Raw genomic sequence first — 20,342 nt, 5'->3', positions numbered from 1 at the left:
GGGGAACAGCGGCGAGAGCTGGTTTGTATGTCGACTTGAACACGGGCACAAAGCCTGGAGGAGACGGAATGAACAGCAGAAAAATGGTCTTGCGAGGCGTGGTTGCAGCACTGACGTTGTATGGCGTCGTCGCGCATGCGGAGCCTCTGAAGGCCAACGTGATTCACTGGTGGACCTCGGGGGGCGAGTCGGCCGCGATTCGCCAGTTTGCCGATGCCTATGACAAGGCCGGCGGCCAATGGGTCGACAACGCGGTGGCGGGCGCCGATCAGGCGCGCTCCACGGCGATCAACCGGATCGTCGGCGGCGATCCACCCACGGCCGCGCAGTTCAATACGTCCAAGCAGTTTCACGACCTGATCGATCAGGGCCTGCTGAACAACGTCGACGACGTTGCCGCGAAGGAGAACTGGAACGGCGTGTTCCCGGCGTCGATCATCGACAGCATAAAGGTGAAGGGCCACTACTATGCCGCGCCGGTCGACATCCACATGCCGGCCTGGTTCTTCTATTCGAAGCCGGTGTTCCAGAAGGCCGGCATTGCCGCCGAGCCGAAAAGCTACGACGAGTTCATCGCCGACCTCGGCAAGCTGAAGAGCGCGGGCGTGATTCCGCTCGCGTTCGGCGGGCAGCCGTGGCAGGAGAAGATCACCTTCGACGCGGTGCTCGCCGACGTGGGCGGCCCCGATCTGTACATGAAGGTGTATCGCGACCGCGACATGAACGCGGTGAAGTCGGATGCGTTCAAGAAAGTGCTGGTGTCGTTCAAGCGCCTGCACGATTTCGTCGATCCAGGCTCGCCCGGCCGCAACTGGAACGACGCGACCGCGCTCGTGATTTCCGGCAAGGCCGGCGTGCAGATCATGGGCGACTGGGCCAAGGGCGAATTCTCGGCGGCCAACCAGAGCGCGGGCAAGGACTTCGGCTGCTTCCCAGGCTTCGGTCCGCATTCGCCGTATCTGGTCGCGGGCGATGTGTTCGTGTTCCCGAAGACCGACAACGCCAATGCGATCAAGGCGCAGAACCTTCTTGCCACGGTGATGACCTCGCCGTCCGCGCAGGTTGCGTTCAGCGCGAAGAAGGGCTCGATTCCGATTCGTCCCGACGTGGACGCCGGCAGTCTGGACATCTGCGCGAAGGAGGGCATTGCGATCATGAAGGACAAGTCGCGTCAGCTGCCGAATCCGGAAATGCTGCTCTCGCCTGACACGCAAGGCGCGCTGATCGACGTCGTCACCAACTTCTGGAACAAGAACCAGTCGGTCGACGATGCACAGAAAGCGTTTGCCAGCGCGTTGAAGAGCTAGGCGTCCGGCGATGCACGCGCTCAAGCTGCCAGCCACCGGTTCCAGGCGGGGCGACAAGCCCCGTCACAAGCCGCTCAGCAAGCGCATTTCCATCGCGGCGTGGCTGGCGCTGCTGCCGATGGTCCTGACCGTCGTGTTCGCGTATCTCGGCACAATGGTCTGGACCGCGCGCGTGTCGCTCAGCAATTCGCGCACGTTTCCTTCCGGCGACTTCGCGGGCTTTACGCAATACGTGCGCCTCTTCCACAACGACCGCTGGTTGCTGTCGCTGCAAAACATCGTGATCTACGGCGCGTGCTTCATCGTCGCGTGCATGGTGATCGGTTTGCTGCTGGCGATTTTCATCGATCAGCGCGTGGTCGCCGAAGGAGCGTTGCGCACGGTGTTTCTCTATCCGTATGCGATGTCGTTCGTCGCGACGGGGCTCGTCTGGCAATGGATTCTCAATCCGGAGCTGGGCGCGCAGGCCGTGCTGCACAAGCTCGGCTTCGCGCACGCGCGCTTCGACTGGATCGTCGATCAGGACTGGGTGATCTACACCATCGTCATCGCGACGGTGTGGCAGGCCTCGGGTCTCGTGATGGCGTTGCTGCTCGCGGGCTTGCGCGGCATCGACGACGAACTGTGGAAGGCCGCGCGCATCGACGGCATTCCGCGTTGGCGCGTGTATGCGAGCATCGTCGTGCCGATGCTCGGGCCGTCGATCTCCACTGCGTTCGTGCTGCTGTTCGTGATGGTCGTGAAGCTGTACGACGCGGTGGTCGCGATGACCCAGGGCGGCCCCGGCACCGCCAGCGAAGTGCCGGCCAAGTTCATCATGGATTATCTGTTCGGGCGCGCCAATATCGGCCTCGCGTCGGCGGCGTCGATCGTGCTGCTGGCGACGGTGCTCGCGATCCTCGCGCCGATCTTCTATGCCCGCAGCCGCGCGGCCAGGCGCCAGGAGGTGTGATGAACACGCTCAGTTCCCCGCTGAAAAGCGGCGCGCCGAGCCGCGCGCACAAGCGGCGCACGGTTTTCACGCCGGCGCGCCTCGGCATCTACGCGTTTTTGCTGACAGCGGCGCTGTTCTTCCTGCTGCCGCTTTACGTGATGCTCGTCACGTCGGTCAAGCCCATGAGCGAGATCCGGCTCGGCAATCTGCTGGCGTTCCCCACGCATTTCACGCTCGACGCATGGAGCGCCGCGTGGCAGTCCGCGTGCACCGGGCTCGATTGCAATGGTATCCAGGTCGGCTTCTGGAACTCGGTGCGCATCGTCGTGCCGAGCACGATCCTGTCGATCGCGGTCGGCGCGGTGAACGGTTACGCGCTGTCGTTCTGGCGGCCGCGCGGTGCCGGCGTGCTGTTCGGCGTGCTGCTGATGGGCGCGTTCATCCCGATTCAGGTGATGGTGTATCCGCTCGTGCGCGTGCTGGCGAGCGTGCATCTGTTCAGTTCGCTGCCGGGCATCGTCGTGATTCACACGATCTTCGGCATGCCGGTGATGACGCTGCTGTTCCGCAATTACTACGTGTCGATTCCGCAGGAGCTGTTCAAGGCGGCGCGGATCGACGGCGGCGGCTTCTGGCGCATCTTCCTGCAACTGATGCTGCCGATGTCCACGCCGATCATCGTGGTGGCGCTCATCATGCAGGTGACGAACATCTGGAACGACTTCATTCTCGGCCTCGTGTTCGCCGGCACGAAAAACCTGCCGATGACGGTGCAGCTGAACAACATCATCAATACGACGACCGGCGAGCGCCTCTATAACGTCAACATGGCGGCGACCATTCTGACTTCGATGGTGCCGCTCGCGGTCTACTTCATTTCGGGGCGCTGGTTCGTGCGCGGCATTGCGTCCGGCGCTGTCAAGGGATAGGGCAAGGGCAAAAGCAAAAGGCAACGGCATGACAAACATGGCTGGTGTGGCAAATGCGGCTGACGTGGGCGACGGGGTGAGCGGGGCCGGCGTGGCGGACGCGGCGGATCTCACGAATCCGGCCAACGTGGCGGTGCGCAATCTGACCATTCGGCTCGGCACGAACACCGTGATCGAGAACCTCGATCTCGACGTGCAAGCCGGCGAGTTCATCGTGCTGCTCGGCCCATCGGGCTGCGGCAAGTCCACGTTGCTGCACAGCATCGCCGGGTTGATCGACGTGAGCGACGGCAGCATCGAGATCGCCGGCGAAGACATGACGTGGGCCGACCCGAAAGACCGCCGCATCGCGCTGGTGTTCCAGTCGTATGCGCTGTATCCGACCATGAACGTCGAGCGCAATCTGTCGTTCGCGCTGCGCATCAACGGCACGCCGAAGGCGGAGATCGCGCGGCGCGTGGCGCGCGCCTCCGAGATGCTGCAACTCGGTCCGCTGCTCAAGCGCAAACCGGCGCAACTGTCGGGCGGGCAGCGGCAGCGCGTGGCGATCGGCCGCGCGATCGTGCGCGAAGCCGACGTGTTCCTGTTCGACGAACCGCTGTCGAATCTCGACGCCAAGCTGCGCACCGAACTGCGCCGCGAACTCAAGCAGCTGCATCAACGTCTCGGCGCGACGATGATCTACGTGACCCACGATCAGGTCGAAGCGATGACGCTCGCCACCCGCATCGCGGTGATGCGCGGCGGCGTGATCCAGCAGTTCGGCACGCCCGCCGAAGTCTACGCGCGCCCTGACAATCTGTTCGTCGCGACCTTCCTCGGCACGCCCGCGATGAACCTGCTCACGGGCTCACTCGAAGAGCGCAACGGTGCGCTGCACTTTTGCACCCCGCACTGGCAACTCGACATGTCGGCTTACGCGTTCAGGCAAACGCCGGCGCGAGGGCGCCCCCCTATGCCCTGTGTGCTCGGCGTACGCGCCGAAGACGTGCGGCTCGCCGAGGGTTCGAGCGAGCGCGCAAAAGTTTCGCTGGTGGAGCCAATGGGCAACCATCGCATCATCTGGCTCGACTATCATGGCGAGCAGATCGCGTCGATCGACCAGGGCAGGGCGCCGCTCACGCCCGGCGATAGCGCGGCGTTCTGGTTCGACGCCGCCCACGTCTCCCTGTTCGAGGAGGCGAGCGGCGCGCGTTTGTAGCGCTGGAGACGGCGCGGTTGCAATCAACCTGGCATGACGGAGAACCGCGTGGCAACACTCAAGGATGTCGCGGCACTGGCCGGCGTTGGCATGTCCACTGCTTCGCGGGCCATTTCCGGTAAAGGACCGATCTCGGCCGATGCCGCCGCCCGCGTGAAGGCGGCGATCGAGGCGCTGAACTTTCGCCCGTCGTCGATCGGCCGGGCCATGGCGACGCAGTCGCTCGGCATCATCGGGATTTTTGTGCCGACCTTTTTCGGCTCCTACTACGGCACCATTCTCAAGCAGACCGACGCCGAACTGCGCGCGGTGCACCGTCACGTGGTGGTGGCGACCGGCTGCGGGGAAGTGTCGCCGCGCGAACAGGCAATCGAGGCGGTACGCTTTCTGATCGGCCGCGATTGCGACGGCGTGGTGGTGATCAGCCACGATCTGCATGACGAAGACCTCATCATGCTGCATGCGATGCATCCGAAGATGGTGTTTCTCAACCGCGCGTTCGAGCAGTTGCCGGAGGCGTCGTTTTGCGCCGACCATCGGCGCGGCGGCGAACTGGCGGCGCGCACGCTGCTCGATCATGGGCACCGGGACATCGCCGTGATTTCGGGGCCGTTCACTTCTTCGGACAACCAGGCGCGGCTCGAAGGCTTCTTTGCCGAACTGGCGCGCGAAGGCATAGCGCGTGACGACGTCACACTGATCGAATCGGACTTCTCGCCGGAAGGCGGCTACGCCGCCGCGCAGACGCTGCTCGATTCGAAGCGGCGCGCAACCGGCCTCTTCTGCGCGAACGACACGATGGCGGTGAGCGTGCTCGCGCGTCTGCACCAGGCGGGCATTGCGGTGCCGGACGAAATGTCGGTGATCGGCTACGACGACGATTACTCGGCCGCTTATGCGGCGCCTGGGCTGACATCGGTGCACATTCCGACTGCGGAACTGACGCAGAACGCGGTGCGCTGGCTGATCAACCAGTGCTACCGGACCACATGGGAAATCTTCCGCGAGTTTCCGGTGAGCGTGACGATGCGCGAGTCGGTGGGGCCGGCGCCGGGGGCGGCGGGTTCATCGGTGAAGGCGGGGCCTTTTCGCGGCGGGGCGTAGCTTGCTTACGGGTTTGCCTGCATAGCTTACGGCTTCGCTTGAAATGTTCCTCTAATTGCCGCGTGAAGATGGCCGACGCGGCTCTCTACACTCGAAGTCCGCTGCGGACCGCAAAGGTTTGCAGCTTGATTGTTCTTGGTTTTCCCGCCGTTTCTCGATGAATTCCAGCCTCTCCGGGCGTAAGCAGATCCAGGCGTTTGGAAAAAATGTTGTAATTATTCGCAACAGAGCTTTGCTGCTTTCCCTCATTCAATTCGCTTAACAATCCCTTAAACTTCCCAGTAACATTTTGTTACGGGGTGTGTGATGTTGGCCGTCTTTCTGGTTGCCTGTCCAATTTGCATCGCCGCGCTGTTCGGTTTCGCACGGCACGTCGATCCGCAAACAGGTCACTTCAAGCGTTGAATTTTCAGGCCGTGGGCCATTGCCCCCGGCTGATCGTCCTGCAAGTCTTGCCTTTGCGTGCCGAGTCGCGGCACGATGCGCGATAACCTATGTTTGGGGCGGTATCGCGTATGCGGGATTTTCTGGCGAATATGATGGCGCGCGCCGGCGTGCTGAAAGGCGTTCTTCCGTTGAGCCGTGCCGCGGCGGCGCGCGATGCGCTGGCCGGCGTGCAGCTTGCGTCGATGGATATTCCGCAAGTGCTCGGCTATGCCCGCATTGCCGGCATGCCCGCCGTTACCGGGCTTTACACGGTCTTTCTGCCGCTTGTCGCGTTCGCGTTGTTCGGCGCATCGCGGCATCTGGTGGTGGCCGCCGATTCCGCGACCGCCACGATTTTCGCGAGCCGTCTCTCGACGATGGCGCCGGCGGCGAGCGCCGAATATGCAGCGCTCGCCGCCATGGTCGCGTTGCTCACCGCCGGGCTGCTGCTGATCGCGCGCGTCTTCAAACTGGGCTTTCTGGCCGACTTCCTGTCGCGCACTGTGCTGGTCGGCTTTCTCACCGGCGTCGGCATGCAGGTCGGCATCGCGATGCTGGGCGACATGTTCGGCCTGCCCGGACACGCCGCGCGCAGCATCGATCAACTGCTGCTCGTGGTGCACGAGGCCGCGCTAATCAATCGGCCGACGCTCGCCATTTCGTTGCTGGTGGTCGTCGCGATTTTGGCGTGCAAGCACTTCTTGCCGCGCGTGCCGGTGCCGTTGATCGCCGTCGTCGCGGGTATCGCGGCAAGCGACCTCTACGATTTCGCGGCCCGTGGCATCTCGGTGCTCGGGCCCGTCGCGGGCGGACTGCCGCCGTTGAGCATGCCATCGGTGACATGGCAGCAGATGCTCGATCTGCTGCCGGTCGCGGCCTCGTGCTTCGTGATGATCGTCGCGCAAAGCGCCGCCGCGAGCCGCGTGTTCGCCGAGCGCTATCACGAATCGGTCGACACCAACGCCGATCTGCTCGGGATCGCCGCGGCCAACGCGGCAGCGGCGTTATCGGGCGCGTTCGTGGTGAACGGCAGCCCGACGCAAACCGCCATGGCCGATCTCGCCGGCTCGCGCAGCCAGTTCGCGCAACTCGTGTTCGCAGCGGTGGTGGTCGTGGTGCTGCTGTTTTTCAGCCGCTATCTGCGATATCTGCCGCACTGCATTCTCGCCAGCATCGTGTTCACGATCGCGATCGGCCTGATCAATCTGAAGACGCTGTTTGCGATTCGCCGCGAAAGTCCCGGCGAATTCGCGCTGGCCCTGTTCACCGCGGCGGCGGTTGTGCTGATCGGGGTCGAGCACGGCATTCTGGTCGCGGTGGCGCTATCGCTGCTGCGTCACGTGCGGCACAGCTACCGGCCTCACACGATGGTGCTCGTCCCGGGCGAGGACGGCGTCTGGGTGCCGGTGCCCGCCGCACCGGGTATCCAGACCATGCCGGGGCTGATCGTCTACCGCTTCGGCGCCGACCTGTTCTACGCCAACGATCATTTTTTTGTCGACGACGTCCGCCGTCTGGTCGATCGCGCGCCGAGCGCGGTGCGCTGGTTCGTGGTCGACGCGAGCGCGATCACCGATCTCGACTATTCGGCGGCGCGCTCGGTGGGCGAGCTATTCAACGCGCTCAAGCAGGGTGGCATCGAGGTAATCTTCGCGCGTGTGAACCGTTATCTGCGCTCGGACATGGATCGGCATGGCATCACGCCGATCGTCGAGGAGCGCTGCATTTTCGGCACGCTGCACGAGGCACTGCGCACGGCGGGTATCGAGCAGCCGGATGCGCATGTGAAGCACGCGCCGTAGCGGAAAAGTTTTCGCGGGGGAGCGGTGGCTAGCGCTGCGGGTCGTCGGCGAAAAAGTAGCCGATGAAAAAGCATGCGCCAGCGATCGCGATGCCCAATACGGCCACGGTGTAAGCGAGCGCGGTGCCGTGCCACAGACCGTCGAACCATTGATGAAGCTGCGCCATCAGCACCGCCGCATTGCCGCCGATTTGCTGCAATTCGATCTGATAACGCGGATCGACGATGCTGTATCGGGCGATCGCCTCGTCGGGCGGCGGGGTGTTCGCATAGATCAGCGCCGCCGCGATCAGCGCCGCGAGCAGCACGGCCGTGCCCGCCAGATACAGGCGCTTCCGCAACGGCGAGCGTTTCGCCGCCGGGTTCACATCGTTGCTGCCGCTCATCGTGTTGGCTTGTCCACTTCGTTCGTCACGGCGACAGTATCGCAGAGCGGCGGCGCGCGCCGAACGCGCGCTAGCTTTTCGAGGTCAGCATCTTGATGCCCGCGATTCCGAACATCAGCGCGAGCGAGCCGTCGAGCCAGCGCCGGATCGCCACGTAGATGCGCCGTGCGGAAGCGGTCGAAAACAGCACCGCGTAGCTGCTGAATACCGTCACGCCGATCGCCATGCAGCCGAGCACCACCGGCAACGTGTGTGACGTGCCGGTTGCGGGCGACACCGCCAGCGAGACGATCGACAGCCAGACCAGCACGGCTTTCGGATTGGTGAGATGCAGCAGCAGGCCGCGCAGATAGAGACGCTTGAGCGGCTCGCTCGGCCGCGCGTCGCCGGTGGGCAACTTGCCGGGGCCGAATGCGGAACGCGCGGATTTGAAGCCGAGCCATAGCAGATACAACCCGCCGGCGATCCGGATTGCCACCAGACACTCCGAATACCTGGCGAGCAGCGCCGATAAACCGAGCGACGCCAGCAGCGCCCAGGAGAACGAGCCCGACACCACGCCGAGCGCGAACGCCAATGCCGAGCGCCGGCCCGCGTTCATCGCGAGCGACATGATCGCGAGATTGCTGGGTCCGGGGCTTGCGGTGCCGACGAAGTAGGCGCTGTAGGCGATCAGGACATCGGCGGTGAGAATGGGGCTGGCGATCATGGTCTCTGGCACTTGGTGGCAGTTGGCGCTGGCGGCACGTTTGGCGCGGGCGCGGGCGGAAGCGGCACGAACATGGGATGAGCGCGCGGTTCGATGTGTGGTTCGATCCGCGCGCGACGATTCTGCGCGCCATCGCGCGAATCTCACAGATACAGTTGACGGGGCGCGCAACAGGACAATCAGGCATGCGCGCGCGTCATGCCTACACGGCCGCCGCCCCAATGCAATCGGCCAACACGTCGGCCACCGCTTGCCGGCTATGCCGCGGACGCTGCACGAGCCCGATCTCACGCTGAAACGTCGCGTCGCCGAGTTCGAGCGCGACGACGTTCGCCGGCCATTTGCCGAGCCCCACTGTGCTCGGGATCAACGCCACGCCGATGCCGCGCGCCACCAGTTGCACGATCGCCTGCAATTCGTCCACCTCGATCACGTCGCGCACGTTCAGGCGCGAGCGCCGCAGAAAGCGGTCGACCAGCCTGCCGCCGAACGACGTGCGATCGTAGCGGATGAACGGCTCGCTTTTGAGCAGATCGCGCCAGCCGCGCTGGCTTCGCGCGAGTTGCTTCGGCACGAGCAGCACGAACGGCTCGGTGACGAGCGTGCGCCATTCGAGTTCGGACGGCAGCGCGAACGGCGGCTTGATGATGACGGCCAGATCGAGTTCGCCGGAATCCACTTGCCCGAGCAGACCGAGCGATACGCCGGGCACGACGCGGATCCGCCAGCCGGGCCGGTCGTCGCGAAAACGCGCCAGCGCGTCGGGGAGAAACGACACTTGCGCGGAGGCGATCGCGCCCACTCGCAGCATGCCGCTTTCCGCCGCGACCGCGCCGCGTTCGGAGAGCCGCGCATAGAGCGTCATCATTTCCTCGGCGAGCGCGAGCGTTTCGCGGCCGGCGTCGTTGAGCGTCGCAGAGCGGCCGGTGCGGTCGAACAGCGCGAAGCCGAGTTCCTCTTCGAGTCGCTGCATCTGCGCGCTCACCGCGGATTGCGTGAGCCCGATGCGCGCGCCCGCGCCGGAAAAGGTGCCGTACTGGCTCACGGCGATGAAGGTCTTCAGCTCGCTGAACATTTTGATTGATCGAAATAGGTGATAGTGAGGTCAAATATATATCGTTTTCCACCAATTTTAGTCATGGTTAAACTTGGCCCCACACGTACACCACTCCCACTACCAGCGAGTCTTACCATCATGAGCGTTGCCGAAAACGTTTTGCCGCCGTTCCATCTGGCGTTTCCTGTTCATAGCCTCGCCGCCGCCCGCGAGTTCTACGGCGAACTGCTGGGCTGTCCGGAAGGACGCAGCTCGGACGCGTGGGTCGATTTCAACTTCTACGGGCATCAGATCGTCGCGCACCTCGCGCCGGAAGAGATCGGCCACCGTCAGACCAGCGCGGTCGACGGGGATGCGGTGCCGGTCCGTCACTTCGGCGCGGTGCTGTCGATGGAGCAATGGCAGGCCGCCGCCGACAAGCTGAGCAACGCGGGCATCGACTTCATCATCGAACCGCACGTGCGCTTCAAGGGCGAAGTCGGCGAGCAGGCGACGATGTTCTTCCTCGATCCGTCGGGCAACGCGCTGGAGTTCAAGGCGTTCGCGGATATGTCGTCGCTGTTCGCCAAGTAGGTTTTGGAAGCGCCGCGAAGCTTGCGGCGCTGCGAAGAAATAAGGCCGGTCGACCATCGAGGTCGACCGGCCTTATTCACAACCGGGGCCTGACATATTTGCTTTCCACAAATCAGTCTGAACGAACATTTCACAAGACTTCGCCGCCGCCGCGACACGCCGCGCGCACCAACGTGCATCGAACAGCGGCTATTTCGATTCAACAAACGTTTGCATACCGCCAAAGCTCTCGACGCCTGAACCACCCACGCTGCTTACATTAAGCTTCCTGACATTTCTGCCATTTTGGCGCCATGCAGGTGTTGGTGCTACCGATCTAGCATAAGCGCTGATTCCCTCCATCTTCCTACCTGCACTCTCTCAGGCGCGTTTCAATGTGGATCGTCAACGTAGCGCTTAAGCGGCCATACACGTTCATCGTGATGGCCATTCTGATCTTGCTGGCCACGCCATTCGTGCTGTTCACCACGCCGGTCGACGTGCTGCCGGAAATCAATATTCCGGTCGTCAGCATCATCTGGACGTACACGGGTCTGTCGGCCGAGGACATGGCCAACCGCATCACGTCGGTCAACGAGCGCAGCTTGACCACCACGGTCAACAACATCGAGCACATCGAATCGCAATCGCTCGCGGGCATCACGATCCTGAAGGTGTTCCTGCAGCCGAACGCGAACATCCAAACCGCGATTGCGCAGACCGTGGCCGTCGAACAGGCGCAGGTCAAGCAGATGCCGCCGGGCGCGACGCCGCCTCTGGTGATCAGCTACTCGGCCTCCAGCATTCCGGTGATCCAGCTCGGCCTGTCGAGCCCGAAGCTCTCCGAGCAATCGCTGAACGACACCGCGCTGAACTTTCTGCGCCCGCAGCTCGTCACGATTCCCGGCGCGGCCGTGCCGTACCCCTATGGCGGCAAGTCGCGTCTGATCTCGGTCGACCTCGACACGCGCGCGCTGCTCGCCAAAGGCCTGACGCCTTCCGACGTGGTCAGCGCGTTCAACGCGCAAAACCTGATTCTGCCGACCGGCACGGCCAAGATCGGGCCGAAGGAATACACGATCAACATGAACGGCTCGCCCGCCACGGTGGAAGGGCTCAACGACATTCCGGTGCGCACGCTCAACGGCGCGACGACTTACCTGCGTGAAGTCGCGCACGTGCGCGACGGCTTCTCGCCGCAGACCAACATCGTGCGGCAGAACGGCCATCGCGGCGTGCTGATCTCGGTGCTGAAGAACGGCAATGCGTCGACCCTGTCGATCGTCGATACGCTCAAAGGGCTGTTGCCGAGCGCGCGTGCCGCGTTGCCGCCGGACCTGAACATCACGGCGCTGTTCGATCAGTCGGTGTTCGTGAAAGCGGCGGTGCAGGGCGTGGTGCGCGAGGCGCTGATCGCCGCCGCGCTGACCGCCGCGATGATCCTGCTGTTTCTCGGCAACTGGCGCAGCACCTGCATCATCGCGATCTCGATTCCGCTGTCGATCCTGTCGTCGCTGATCATGCTGCACGCGCTCGGGCAGACCATCAACATCATGACCCTCGGCGGCCTCGCGCTGGCAGTCGGGATTCTGGTCGACGACGCGACGGTGACGATCGAGAACATCGAACGCCATTTGCACATGGGCACGAATCTGCATGATGCGATTCTCGACGGCGCGGGCGAAATCGCGGTTCCCGCGCTCGTGTCCACGCTGTGTATCTGTATCGTGTTCGTGCCGATGTTCTTTCTGACCGGCGTCGCGCGTTACCTGTTCGTGCCGCTCGCCGAAGCGGTGGTGTTCGCGATGCTGGCGTCGTACATTCTGTCGCGCACGCTGGTGCCGACGCTCGCGATGATGCTGATGGGACACGCGCACAAGCCCAAGCCCGATGCGAAGCCGAATCTGTTCATGCGTCTTTATCGGCGCTTCGATAGCGGCTTCGAGCGCATGCGCTCCGCGTACATCATGATTCTCAGCAGCCTGCTGGTGCGTCGCGGCCGCTTCGGCAGCCTGTTTCTTGGCTTCTGCGTGGTGTCGATGGGGCTCGTGTTGGTGCTCGGCGAGGACTTCTTCCCGAGCGTCGACGCGGGCGACATCCGTCTGCACATGCGCGCGCCGACCGGCACGCGTATCGAGGAAACCGCGCGTCTGGCCGACGAAGTCGAGCAGGTGATCCGCGAGGTCGTGCCGCCGCGAGAGCTAGGCACGATTCTCGACAATCTCGGCTTGCCGTATAGCGGCATCAACCTCTCGTACAGCAACTCGGGCACGATCGGCACGCTCGACGGCGAGATTCAAGTGGCGCTGAACGAAGACCACAAGCCGACGCAGATATACATGGACAAGCTGCGCACCATCCTGCCGCAGCGCTTTCCGGGCGTCGAGTTCTTCTTTCAGCCGGCCGACATCGTCACGCAGATTCTGAACTTTGGCTTGCCCGCCGCGGTGGACGTGCAGATTTCCGGCGCGAATCAGGAGGGCAACTTCGACGTTGCGCGCACGCTGATGAAGCAGGTGCGGCTGATTCCCGGCACCGTCGACACGCACATCCAGCAGAAGCTCGACGAACCGGCGATCAACCTTCAGATGGACCGCACGCGTTTGCAGCAACTCAATCTGAGCGCGAGCAACGTCGCGCAGAACGTGCTGATTTCGTTGTCGGGCAGTTCGCAGACGTCGCCGGGCTTCTGGTTCAACAACAAGAACGGCGTCGAGTACAACGTCGCGGTGCAGACGCCGCAGTACCAGGTGTCGTCGATCGACGAACTGTTGCGCACGCCGGTGTCCGGCTCGGCCAACGGGCCGACGCAACTGCTCGGCAACCTGGTGCGGGTCTCGCCGCAGACCCAGTTCGCGGAAGTCACGCACTACAACATCAGGCCGGTGATCGACCTGTACGTGAGCGTCGAGAAGCGCGACCTCGGCAGTGTGGCGAATCAGGTCGACAAGCTCGTGGACAACGTGCGCGCGTCGCTGCCGCGCGGCAGTCAGATCACCGTGCGCGGCCAGGTGCAGACCATGCGCAGTTCGTTCTTCGGCCTCGGCCTGGGCGTGGCGATGGCGATCGTGCTGGTCTACCTGCTGATCGTGGTGAATTTCCAGTCGTGGGTCGATCCGCTGATCATCATCAGCGCGTTGCCGGCGGCGCTCGCGGGCATCGTGTGGATGCTGTTTTTGACCGGCACGCATCTGAGCGTGCCGGCCCTGACCGGCGCAATCATGACGATGGGCGTCGCCACCGCCAACAGTATTCTGATGGTCTCGTTCGCGCGTCAGCGGCTGTCCGCCGGCGCACCGCCGCTCACCGCCGCGCTCGAAGCCGGCGCGAGCCGGATCAGGCCGGTGCTGATGACCGCATTCGCGATGATCATCGGCATGATTCCGATGGCGCTGGGTCTTGGCGAGGGCGCCGAGCAGAATGCGCCGCTCGGCCGCGCGGTGATCGGTGGCTTGCTGTTCGCGACGGTGTCCACGCTGTTTTTCGTGCCGATCGTGTTCGCGGGCATTCATAGCCGCCTCGCGCGCCGTCACCGCAACGACGACGACACGAACCATCCGGACCACGGCGGCGACGGTGGCAAAGACAAAGACGGCAACGGCGGCCCCGCGCCGGATCACGACGGCGCTGCCGCGCCCGCGTAAAAAGTTAAACGACGGCTGACTGAGATGGCTGACTGAAATGACCGAAAAAACTCATGCATCGCTAGCGATCCCGACGCGGGAGACCGAAGGGGGGCACGTACTGCCGCCGCGCCATCGCGAATGGAAGCGCGCGAAAATCGCCATCTGCATCGTGCTGCTGCTGCTCGCGGTGGGCGCGTTGCGCACCGTGATCGCGAACATGATGCAAAACCGTGCTGTCGAGGCCACCACGCAACAGAACGCCACGCAATACGTGACCGTGGTGAGCCCGACGCAGACCGAAAGCGGCGGCAACACGCTGTTGCCCGGCACCTTGCGCGGCTACGTCGAATCGCCGATCTACGCGCGCTCGACCGGTTATCTGCTGCACTGGTACGCCGACATCGGCACGCAGGTGAAGCAGGGTCAATTGCTCGCCGAACTCGACACGCCCGAAATCGATCAGGAACTCGCGCAGGCCTTGGCGCAGCGTCAGCAAACCAGTTCGAGCCTCGGCCTTGCCAAGAGCTCGCTGGAGCGCTGGCAGCAATTGCGTCAACGCGATGCGGTCTCGCAGCAGGAGCTCGACGAGCGGCAAAGCACCTACACGCAGGACGTCGCCAACCTCGCCGCGGCCGATGCCAACGTCAAGCGCCTGCAGCAGCTCGAATCGTTCAAGCGGATCGTCGCGCCGTTCGCGGGCGTGGTCACGCAGCGCAACGTCGATGTCGGCGATCTGATCGACGCGGGCAGCGGCACGAGCCGCGCGCTGTTCGCGCTGGCGCAGTCGGACCCGCTGCGGGTCTACGTGCAATTGCCGCAGGCGTATGCGCAGAACGTGTCGGTTGGACAGAAGGTCGTGGTCACTCAGGCGGAGCTGCCGGGCCAGCAATTCAACGGCACGGTCACGCACATTTCCGGCGCGATCGACGTGCCCACCCGCTCGTTGCAGATCGAAGTGACGCTGCCCAATCCCGACAGCAAGCTGCGGCCCGGTGCGTACGTGCAGGTCGCGGTGCCGCAGACGGCGCACGCCGAACTGTCGGTGCCCGGCAATGCGCTGCTGTTTCGCGCCGAAGGTCCGCGTCTCGCAGTGGTCGATGCGAAGGGCAACGTGCAGTTGCGCAAGATCGTGATCGCACGGGACCTCGGTCAGTCGCTCGAAATCGAAAGCGGGATCGAGCCGAACGACCGGATCATCATCAACCCGAGCGACTCGATCGCCGACGGCGATCACGTGCGGGTCACGCAGCCGGGCAAGAACGGCAAGGGGGCGTCGTGAAGTTCACGGGTCCATGCCGGGCGATCACGACGCTCGCGGGCGCGGCGAGCGTCGCGAGCGTGGCGTTGCTGGCCGCGTGCACGGTCGGCCCGGACTATCAGCGGCCAGCGGCCGACGTGCCGCCCGCCTGGCACACCGATTCGTTCTGGCGGCTCGCCACGCCGTCGCATGCGCCGATCTCGCCGGACTGGTGGAGCGGCTTCGGCGATCCGACGCTCGCCACGCTCGAAACCCAGGCGCTCGCGCAGAATCAGACGCTGATCGCCGCGAGCGCGCACTACGAGCAGGCCAAGGCGACGCTCGCGGGCACCAGCGCGCAACGCGTGCCGGAAGTCGATCTCAGTGCCGCGGCAGCGCGCTTCAGGATTTCGCAGAACCGGCCGCTGACCAACTACGCGACGCCGACGGAGTCGACGGTGCAGAACAATCTGCAACTCGGGCCGACGATCAACTACGACACCGATCTATTCGGCCGGATACGTCGCGAAGTGGAGGGCGCGAAGGCCTCCGAGCAGCAATCGGCGGACGATCTCGCGAATGCGCGGCTCGTGCTCACCACCGACCTCGCCACCGACTATTTCTCGCTGCGCGAACTCGACGCCGAGATCGACGTGCTGAATCAGTCGGTGAAACTGCAACAGAAGGCGCTCGATTACGTGAGTTCCGAGCATGACCTCGGCTCGGTGTCGGGGCTCGAAGTGTTGCAGCAGAAGTCGCTGCTCGAGTCCACCCAGGTGCAGGCGCAACTGCTGCTGAACCAGCGAGCGCAATTCGAGCATGCGATCGCCGCGCTGGTCGGCGTGCCGGCCCCGCAGTTCGCGATCGAACCCAAGGTGCTCGACGCGAAGGCGCCGCCGATCCCGCTCGGCGTGCCCAGCGACGTGCTGCAACGGCGCCCGGACATCGCGTCGGCGGAACGCGCGATGGCGGCGGCCAACGCGCAGATCGGCGTCGCCAAGGCGGCGTTCTTTCCGAGCCTGACGCTGACGCCGGGGATCGGCTGGGAGAGCACGCAGTTTGCCAGTCTGCTGAGCGCGCCCTCGCTGATGTGGACGCTCGGCGCGACGGTCGGCCAGGTGCTGTTCGACGGCGGCCGCCGCGCGGCCAACGTCCAATTCGCGAGCGAGGGCTACAAGGCCACCGAGGCGAACTACCGGCAAACCGTGCTCAACGCGTTCCAGCAGGTGCAGGACGGCATCACGGGCCTGTCGGTGCTGGACGGCGCGGCGAAGCAGTCGCACGAGGCGGTGGGCGATGCGCAGCGTCTGCTGTCGCTCGCCACCGACCGCTATTCGGGCGGCCTCGTCGCGTATCTCGACGTGATCACCGCGCAGCAGTCGCTGCTCAACATCGAGCGCCAGGACGTGCAGATCCACGGCCAGCAGATGACTTTGTCGGTGGCGCTGGTGAAGGCGCTCGGCGGCGGCTGGGATGCCGGCGCCGACCTCGCGAGCGCGCCGAAGGAGGCGCAGCCTGCTGCGACGAAGGAGGCGATGGCTCCCGCACGGTGAGCCACCGGTCCATGATGCAGCAGCACTCACAGCGGGAATTCAAGGGCGTTTCGTATAATGCAAAGTCAGGCAACTACGTTGCATGGGACCGGAGCAAGCGCTAAAGGGCTCACTGCGATCGACACAACTACGTTGCATGGGATCGGAGTAAGCGCTAAAGCGCTAACTCCGATCGACAGGGGACGCGCATGAAATTGCTGATTGTTGAAGACGAGCACAAGGTGGTGGACTACCTGCGCTCCGGTTTGACAGAGCAGGGCTGGGTCGTCGATGTGGCGCTCGACGGCGAGGAAGGCATGTATCTGGCCACCGAATTCGATTACGACGTGATCGTCCTCGACGTGATGCTGCCCAAGCGCGACGGCTTCAGTGTGCTCAAGGCGCTGCGCATGCGCAAATCGACGCCGGTCATCATGCTGACCGCCCGCGATCACGTGAACGACCGCGTGCGCGGCCTGCGCGAAGGCGCGGATGATTACCTCACCAAGCCCTTTTCCTTCCTCGAACTGGTGGAGCGGCTGCATGCGCTCGCGCGCCGCACGCGCTCGCAGGAGTCGACGCTGATTTCGGTCGGTGATCTGTTCGTCGATCTGATCGGCCGGCGCGCCACGCGCGACGGCGTGCGCCTCGACCTGACCGCGAAGGAATTCCAGTTGCTCAGCGTGCTCGCGCGGCGGCAGGGCGACATTCTGTCGAAAACCGCCATCACCGAACTGGTGTGGGACGTCAATTTCGACAGCCACACCAACGTGGTCGAGACCGCGATCAAACGATTGCGCGCGAAGCTCGACGGCCCGTTCCCGTCGAAGCTGCTGCACACCGTGCGCGGCATGGGCTACGTGCTGGAAGTGCGCGAAGAGGCGGAGTCGACATGAACCGGTCCATCGCCCGCCGTCTTGCGCTGATGTTCGCGCTCGTCGCGCTGTTCGTGTTCACGCTGGTCGGCACCGGGCTCTTTCTCATCCTGCGCACGCAGCTCGAACATCACCTGCGCGAGTCGCTCGACGATCGCACGCAGATCGCGCGCATCATCGTCTTTCATGCGGGCACGCCGGAAAAGTGGCGCATGACCCGCGAAAAGCTCACCGACATGACGCCGCACGACGGCAGCACGGTGTACTCGGTGTCGAGCGCGGACCCGTATTTCAACTACGGCAAGCCGGTCGACGGCCAGGTCGTGAAGAGCTGGTCCGGCGGCTACGCGCGCGTGAGCCCGGCCGGCGGCGGCCAGGACATGCTCACGTCCACGCAGACCCTACCCGCATACGGCACGCGTCCGCCGGTGCAACTGCAGGTGGCGTCGAGCTATTCGCCCAACGTGCGCACGATGCGCGTGTTCGGTTCGGCGCTCGCCGCGTTGTCCGCATTGGGCAGTCTCGCCGTGCTGCTGCTCAGCTATTCGGTGACGCGCCTGGGCCTCGCGCCGCTCACGCGCCTCACGCGCGATGCGTCCGTGGTGAGCCCGAACAACCGCTCGCAACGTCTGAACACCGCATCGCTGCCGCTCGAACTGAACGATCTCGCGAACTCGTTCAACGGCGCGCTCGAACGTCTGGACGGCGCGTATGGCCGGCTCGAATCGTTCAACGCGGATGTCGCGCACGAGCTGCGCACGCCGGTGACGATCCTGATCGGCCAGACCGAAGTGGCGCTGACGCGCAACCGCTCGGTCGAAGATCTGCGTCATACGCTGCAATCGAATCTCGAAGAGTTCGAGCGCATGCGCGCGATCATCAACGACATGCTGTTCCTCGCTCGCGCCGATCAGGGCGAGCGCGCAACAGGGCTGATCGAAGTGTCGCTGGCCGCGGAAGTCGCGCATACGCTGGAGTTTCTGGAGATTCCGCTCGAAGAGGCGCGTGTGCATGCGAAATTGCATGGCGACGCGCGGGCGCGCGTGAACCGCTCGCTGTTCGGCCGCGCGTGCGCCAACCTGCTGATGAACGCGATCCAGCATTGCGAGCCGGGCGCCGGAATCAGCGTGACGATCGTGCGCGACGGCGATCATGTGCGCGTCGCGGTCGCCAACCCCGGCGAGCCGATTGCGCCGGACGTGCTCGAACATCTGTTCGACCGCTTCTATCGCGCGGAAGTCTCGCGCACCAATAGCCGCGAAAATCATGGGCTGGGTCTGGCGATCGTGAAGGCGATCGCGGAGATGCATCGCGGCACCGTGTCGGCGCATAGCGAACGCGGGATCAACACGTTTGCGTTTTCGGTCGCGCTCTCGCAGATCGACAGCGGCGCGCAGACGATGCGCCCGAGCGCCGGCGTGACGGTCGAAGCGGGCGGTTACTCGTCGCTGGCGAAAGGCAAGTCGGCCTGAACCGGCACACGCGGCTTCGGCGCTTGCGCGTTGGCCGGCGTCAACGCGCTCACGCGCACGCCGAGCAGCCGCAGCTTGCGATTCAATTCCACTCGCCGCAGACATTCGGTCGCCGCGCGGCGGATTTCGATTGCGTCCGCGGTCGGCTCGTCGAGCGTCAGATCGCGGGTGACCGTGCGGAAATCGTCGTAACGCAGCTTGATCCCCACGGTCCGGCCGACGTAGCCCTTGCGCACGAGATCTTCCGCGACCCGCACGCACAAGCCGGTAAACGAACTGGACAGCGCGGGGCGGTCGTGGCGCGGATGCAGATCGCGTTCGAACGTGGTCTCGCGGCTCATCGACTTGGGCTCCGATTCGACCACCACCGGCCGCTCGTCGTGACCCTGGGCGACCTGCATCAGCCAGGCCGAATAGCTGCGCCCGAAGTTGTCCTGTAACAGTCCCGCGTCCGCCGCCGCCAGATCGCCGACCGTCGCGAGACCGAGCGCCGCGAGCTTTTCAGCGGCCTTCGGGCCGATCCCGTTGACCTTGCGCACCGGCAGCGGCCACACGCGCAACGGCACGTCGGCCGGCGTGAGGATCGTCAGGCCGTCGGGTTTGTCGAGTTCCGAGCCGATCTTGGCGAGCAGCTTGTTGGGCGCCACGCAAATCGAGCAGGTGAGGCCGGTGGCCTGATTGACCGCCTGCTTGATACGCGCGGCAATCTCGTGCGGCTCGCCCGGCGAGTCGGTGAGGTCGATATAGATTTCGTCGATGCCGCGATCTTCGATGCGGTCGGTGAAGGTCGCGACCGCCGCCTTGAACAGACGCGAGTAATGGCGGTACGAGTCGAAGTCGGTGGGCAGCAGGATCGCATCCGGCGCGAGCGCGGCCGCTTTCATCATGCCCATCGCCGAGAACACGCCGAGCGCGCGCGCTTCGTAAGTGGACGTGGTCACGACGCCGCGGCCCGCATAATCGCGCAGCTTCGCAAAGCGGCGGCTGCCGTCGGCGAGCGTTTGCGGCACGCCGTTGCGGCCGCCGCCGATCACCACCGCCTGGCCGCGCAGTTCGGGATAGCGCAATAGCTCGACGGACGCGTAGAACGCGTCCATGTCGAGATGCGCGATGCGGCGGACGGGGGCACTCATGGGCGGTGAAAGCAGATGACGGAGACGGCGCGATGCAGGTCGGGGGGGCGGGCGCCAAACC

Annotated in this window: 16 protein-coding genes; 12 read left to right on the top strand and 4 right to left on the bottom strand. The window is 64.5% G+C overall.

The genetic code is table 11. The features are described 5' to 3' along the window. Positions 1-68 precede the first annotated feature (68 nt). From FVF58_RS09135 to FVF58_RS09110, 6 genes are all read left to right on the top strand, one after another. Positions 69-1,307 (top strand): ABC transporter substrate-binding protein, encoded by a 1,239-nt coding sequence (locus FVF58_RS09135; RefSeq protein ID WP_149669583.1) that lies wholly within the window; start codon positions 69-71, stop codon positions 1,305-1,307. A 10-nt stretch (positions 1,308-1,317) separates the two neighbouring features. After that, positions 1,318-2,259 (top strand): carbohydrate ABC transporter permease, encoded by a 942-nt coding sequence (locus tag FVF58_RS09130; RefSeq protein ID WP_149669582.1) that lies wholly within the window; start codon positions 1,318-1,320, stop codon positions 2,257-2,259. Beyond that, positions 2,259-3,170: a carbohydrate ABC transporter permease gene (locus FVF58_RS09125; RefSeq protein WP_149669581.1), complete on the top strand. Its 912-nt coding sequence runs from the start codon at positions 2,259-2,261 to the stop codon at positions 3,168-3,170. Before FVF58_RS09130 ends, FVF58_RS09125 begins: the two co-directional genes overlap by 1 nt. A 28-nt stretch (positions 3,171-3,198) precedes the next feature. Next, positions 3,199-4,371, top strand: a complete 1,173-nt coding sequence (locus FVF58_RS09120) for an ABC transporter ATP-binding protein (RefSeq protein ID WP_149669580.1) — start codon at positions 3,199-3,201, stop codon at positions 4,369-4,371. 48 nt (positions 4,372-4,419) lie between these two features. Beyond that, positions 4,420-5,475 (top strand): LacI family DNA-binding transcriptional regulator, encoded by a 1,056-nt coding sequence (locus FVF58_RS09115; protein ID WP_188130760.1) that lies wholly within the window; start codon positions 4,420-4,422, stop codon positions 5,473-5,475. Positions 5,476-5,990: 515 nt separating this feature from the next. Then, positions 5,991-7,703 carry a SulP family inorganic anion transporter gene (locus FVF58_RS09110; protein ID WP_188130759.1) on the top strand — a complete coding sequence of 571 codons (1,713 nt, stop codon included), beginning with the start codon at positions 5,991-5,993 and terminating at the stop codon, positions 7,701-7,703. A 28-nt stretch (positions 7,704-7,731) separates the two neighbouring features. Here FVF58_RS09110 and FVF58_RS09105 read toward each other — a convergent pair whose 3' ends face one another. From FVF58_RS09105 to FVF58_RS09095, 3 genes are all read right to left on the bottom strand, one after another. Continuing rightward, the gene (locus tag FVF58_RS09105) at positions 7,732-8,088 is read right to left on the bottom strand and encodes a hypothetical protein (RefSeq protein WP_149669578.1); all 357 of its coding nucleotides are present in this window, start codon (positions 8,086-8,088) and stop codon (positions 7,732-7,734) included. A 70-nt stretch (positions 8,089-8,158) separates the two neighbouring features. Beyond that, positions 8,159-8,797 carry a LysE family translocator gene (locus tag FVF58_RS09100; protein WP_149669577.1) on the bottom strand — a complete coding sequence of 213 codons (639 nt, stop codon included), beginning with the start codon at positions 8,795-8,797 and terminating at the stop codon, positions 8,159-8,161. A 202-nt stretch (positions 8,798-8,999) separates the two neighbouring features. Next, positions 9,000-9,872: a LysR family transcriptional regulator gene (locus FVF58_RS09095; RefSeq protein WP_149669576.1), complete on the bottom strand. Its 873-nt coding sequence runs from the start codon at positions 9,870-9,872 to the stop codon at positions 9,000-9,002. Positions 9,873-9,992: 120 nt separating this feature from the next. Here FVF58_RS09095 and FVF58_RS09090 point away from each other — a divergent pair, with 120 nt between their 5' ends. The 6 genes from FVF58_RS09090 to FVF58_RS09065 all read left to right on the top strand — a co-directional run bounded on the left by FVF58_RS09090 (position 9,993) and on the right by FVF58_RS09065 (position 19,148). Next, positions 9,993-10,427 (top strand): VOC family protein, encoded by a 435-nt coding sequence (locus FVF58_RS09090; protein ID WP_149669575.1) that lies wholly within the window; start codon positions 9,993-9,995, stop codon positions 10,425-10,427. Positions 10,428-10,801: 374 nt separating this feature from the next. Next, a complete protein-coding gene (locus tag FVF58_RS09085) occupies positions 10,802-14,050 on the top strand; it encodes an efflux RND transporter permease subunit (RefSeq protein ID WP_149669574.1) in 3,249 nt (1,082 codons plus the stop codon). Positions 14,051-14,087: 37 nt separating this feature from the next. Then, a complete protein-coding gene (locus FVF58_RS09080) occupies positions 14,088-15,311 on the top strand; it encodes an efflux RND transporter periplasmic adaptor subunit (protein ID WP_149669573.1) in 1,224 nt (407 codons plus the stop codon). Then, the gene (locus FVF58_RS09075) at positions 15,308-16,822 is read left to right on the top strand and encodes an efflux transporter outer membrane subunit (RefSeq protein WP_149669572.1); all 1,515 of its coding nucleotides are present in this window, start codon (positions 15,308-15,310) and stop codon (positions 16,820-16,822) included. The genes FVF58_RS09080 and FVF58_RS09075 overlap by 4 nt, the downstream gene beginning before the upstream one ends. Positions 16,823-17,010: 188 nt before the next feature. Further along, the gene (locus FVF58_RS09070; protein WP_149669571.1) at positions 17,011-17,697 is read left to right on the top strand and encodes a heavy metal response regulator transcription factor; all 687 of its coding nucleotides are present in this window, start codon (positions 17,011-17,013) and stop codon (positions 17,695-17,697) included. Then, positions 17,694-19,148 carry a heavy metal sensor histidine kinase gene (locus FVF58_RS09065; protein ID WP_149669570.1) on the top strand — a complete coding sequence of 485 codons (1,455 nt, stop codon included), beginning with the start codon at positions 17,694-17,696 and terminating at the stop codon, positions 19,146-19,148. The genes FVF58_RS09070 and FVF58_RS09065 overlap by 4 nt, the downstream gene beginning before the upstream one ends. On the opposite strand, the gene dinB is transcribed toward FVF58_RS09065, so the two are convergent. Beyond that, the gene (dinB, locus tag FVF58_RS09060; RefSeq protein ID WP_149669569.1) at positions 19,115-20,281 is read right to left on the bottom strand and encodes a DNA polymerase IV; all 1,167 of its coding nucleotides are present in this window, start codon (positions 20,279-20,281) and stop codon (positions 19,115-19,117) included. The genes FVF58_RS09065 and dinB overlap by 34 nt on opposite strands. Positions 20,282-20,342: the final 61 nt, after the last annotated feature.

Origin of the sequence: Paraburkholderia panacisoli, from assembly GCF_008369935.1 — a bacterium.
Classification (GTDB): domain Bacteria; phylum Pseudomonadota; class Gammaproteobacteria; order Burkholderiales; family Burkholderiaceae; genus Paraburkholderia; species Paraburkholderia panacisoli.
This window is presented reverse-complemented; position numbering and strand designations above follow the sequence as displayed.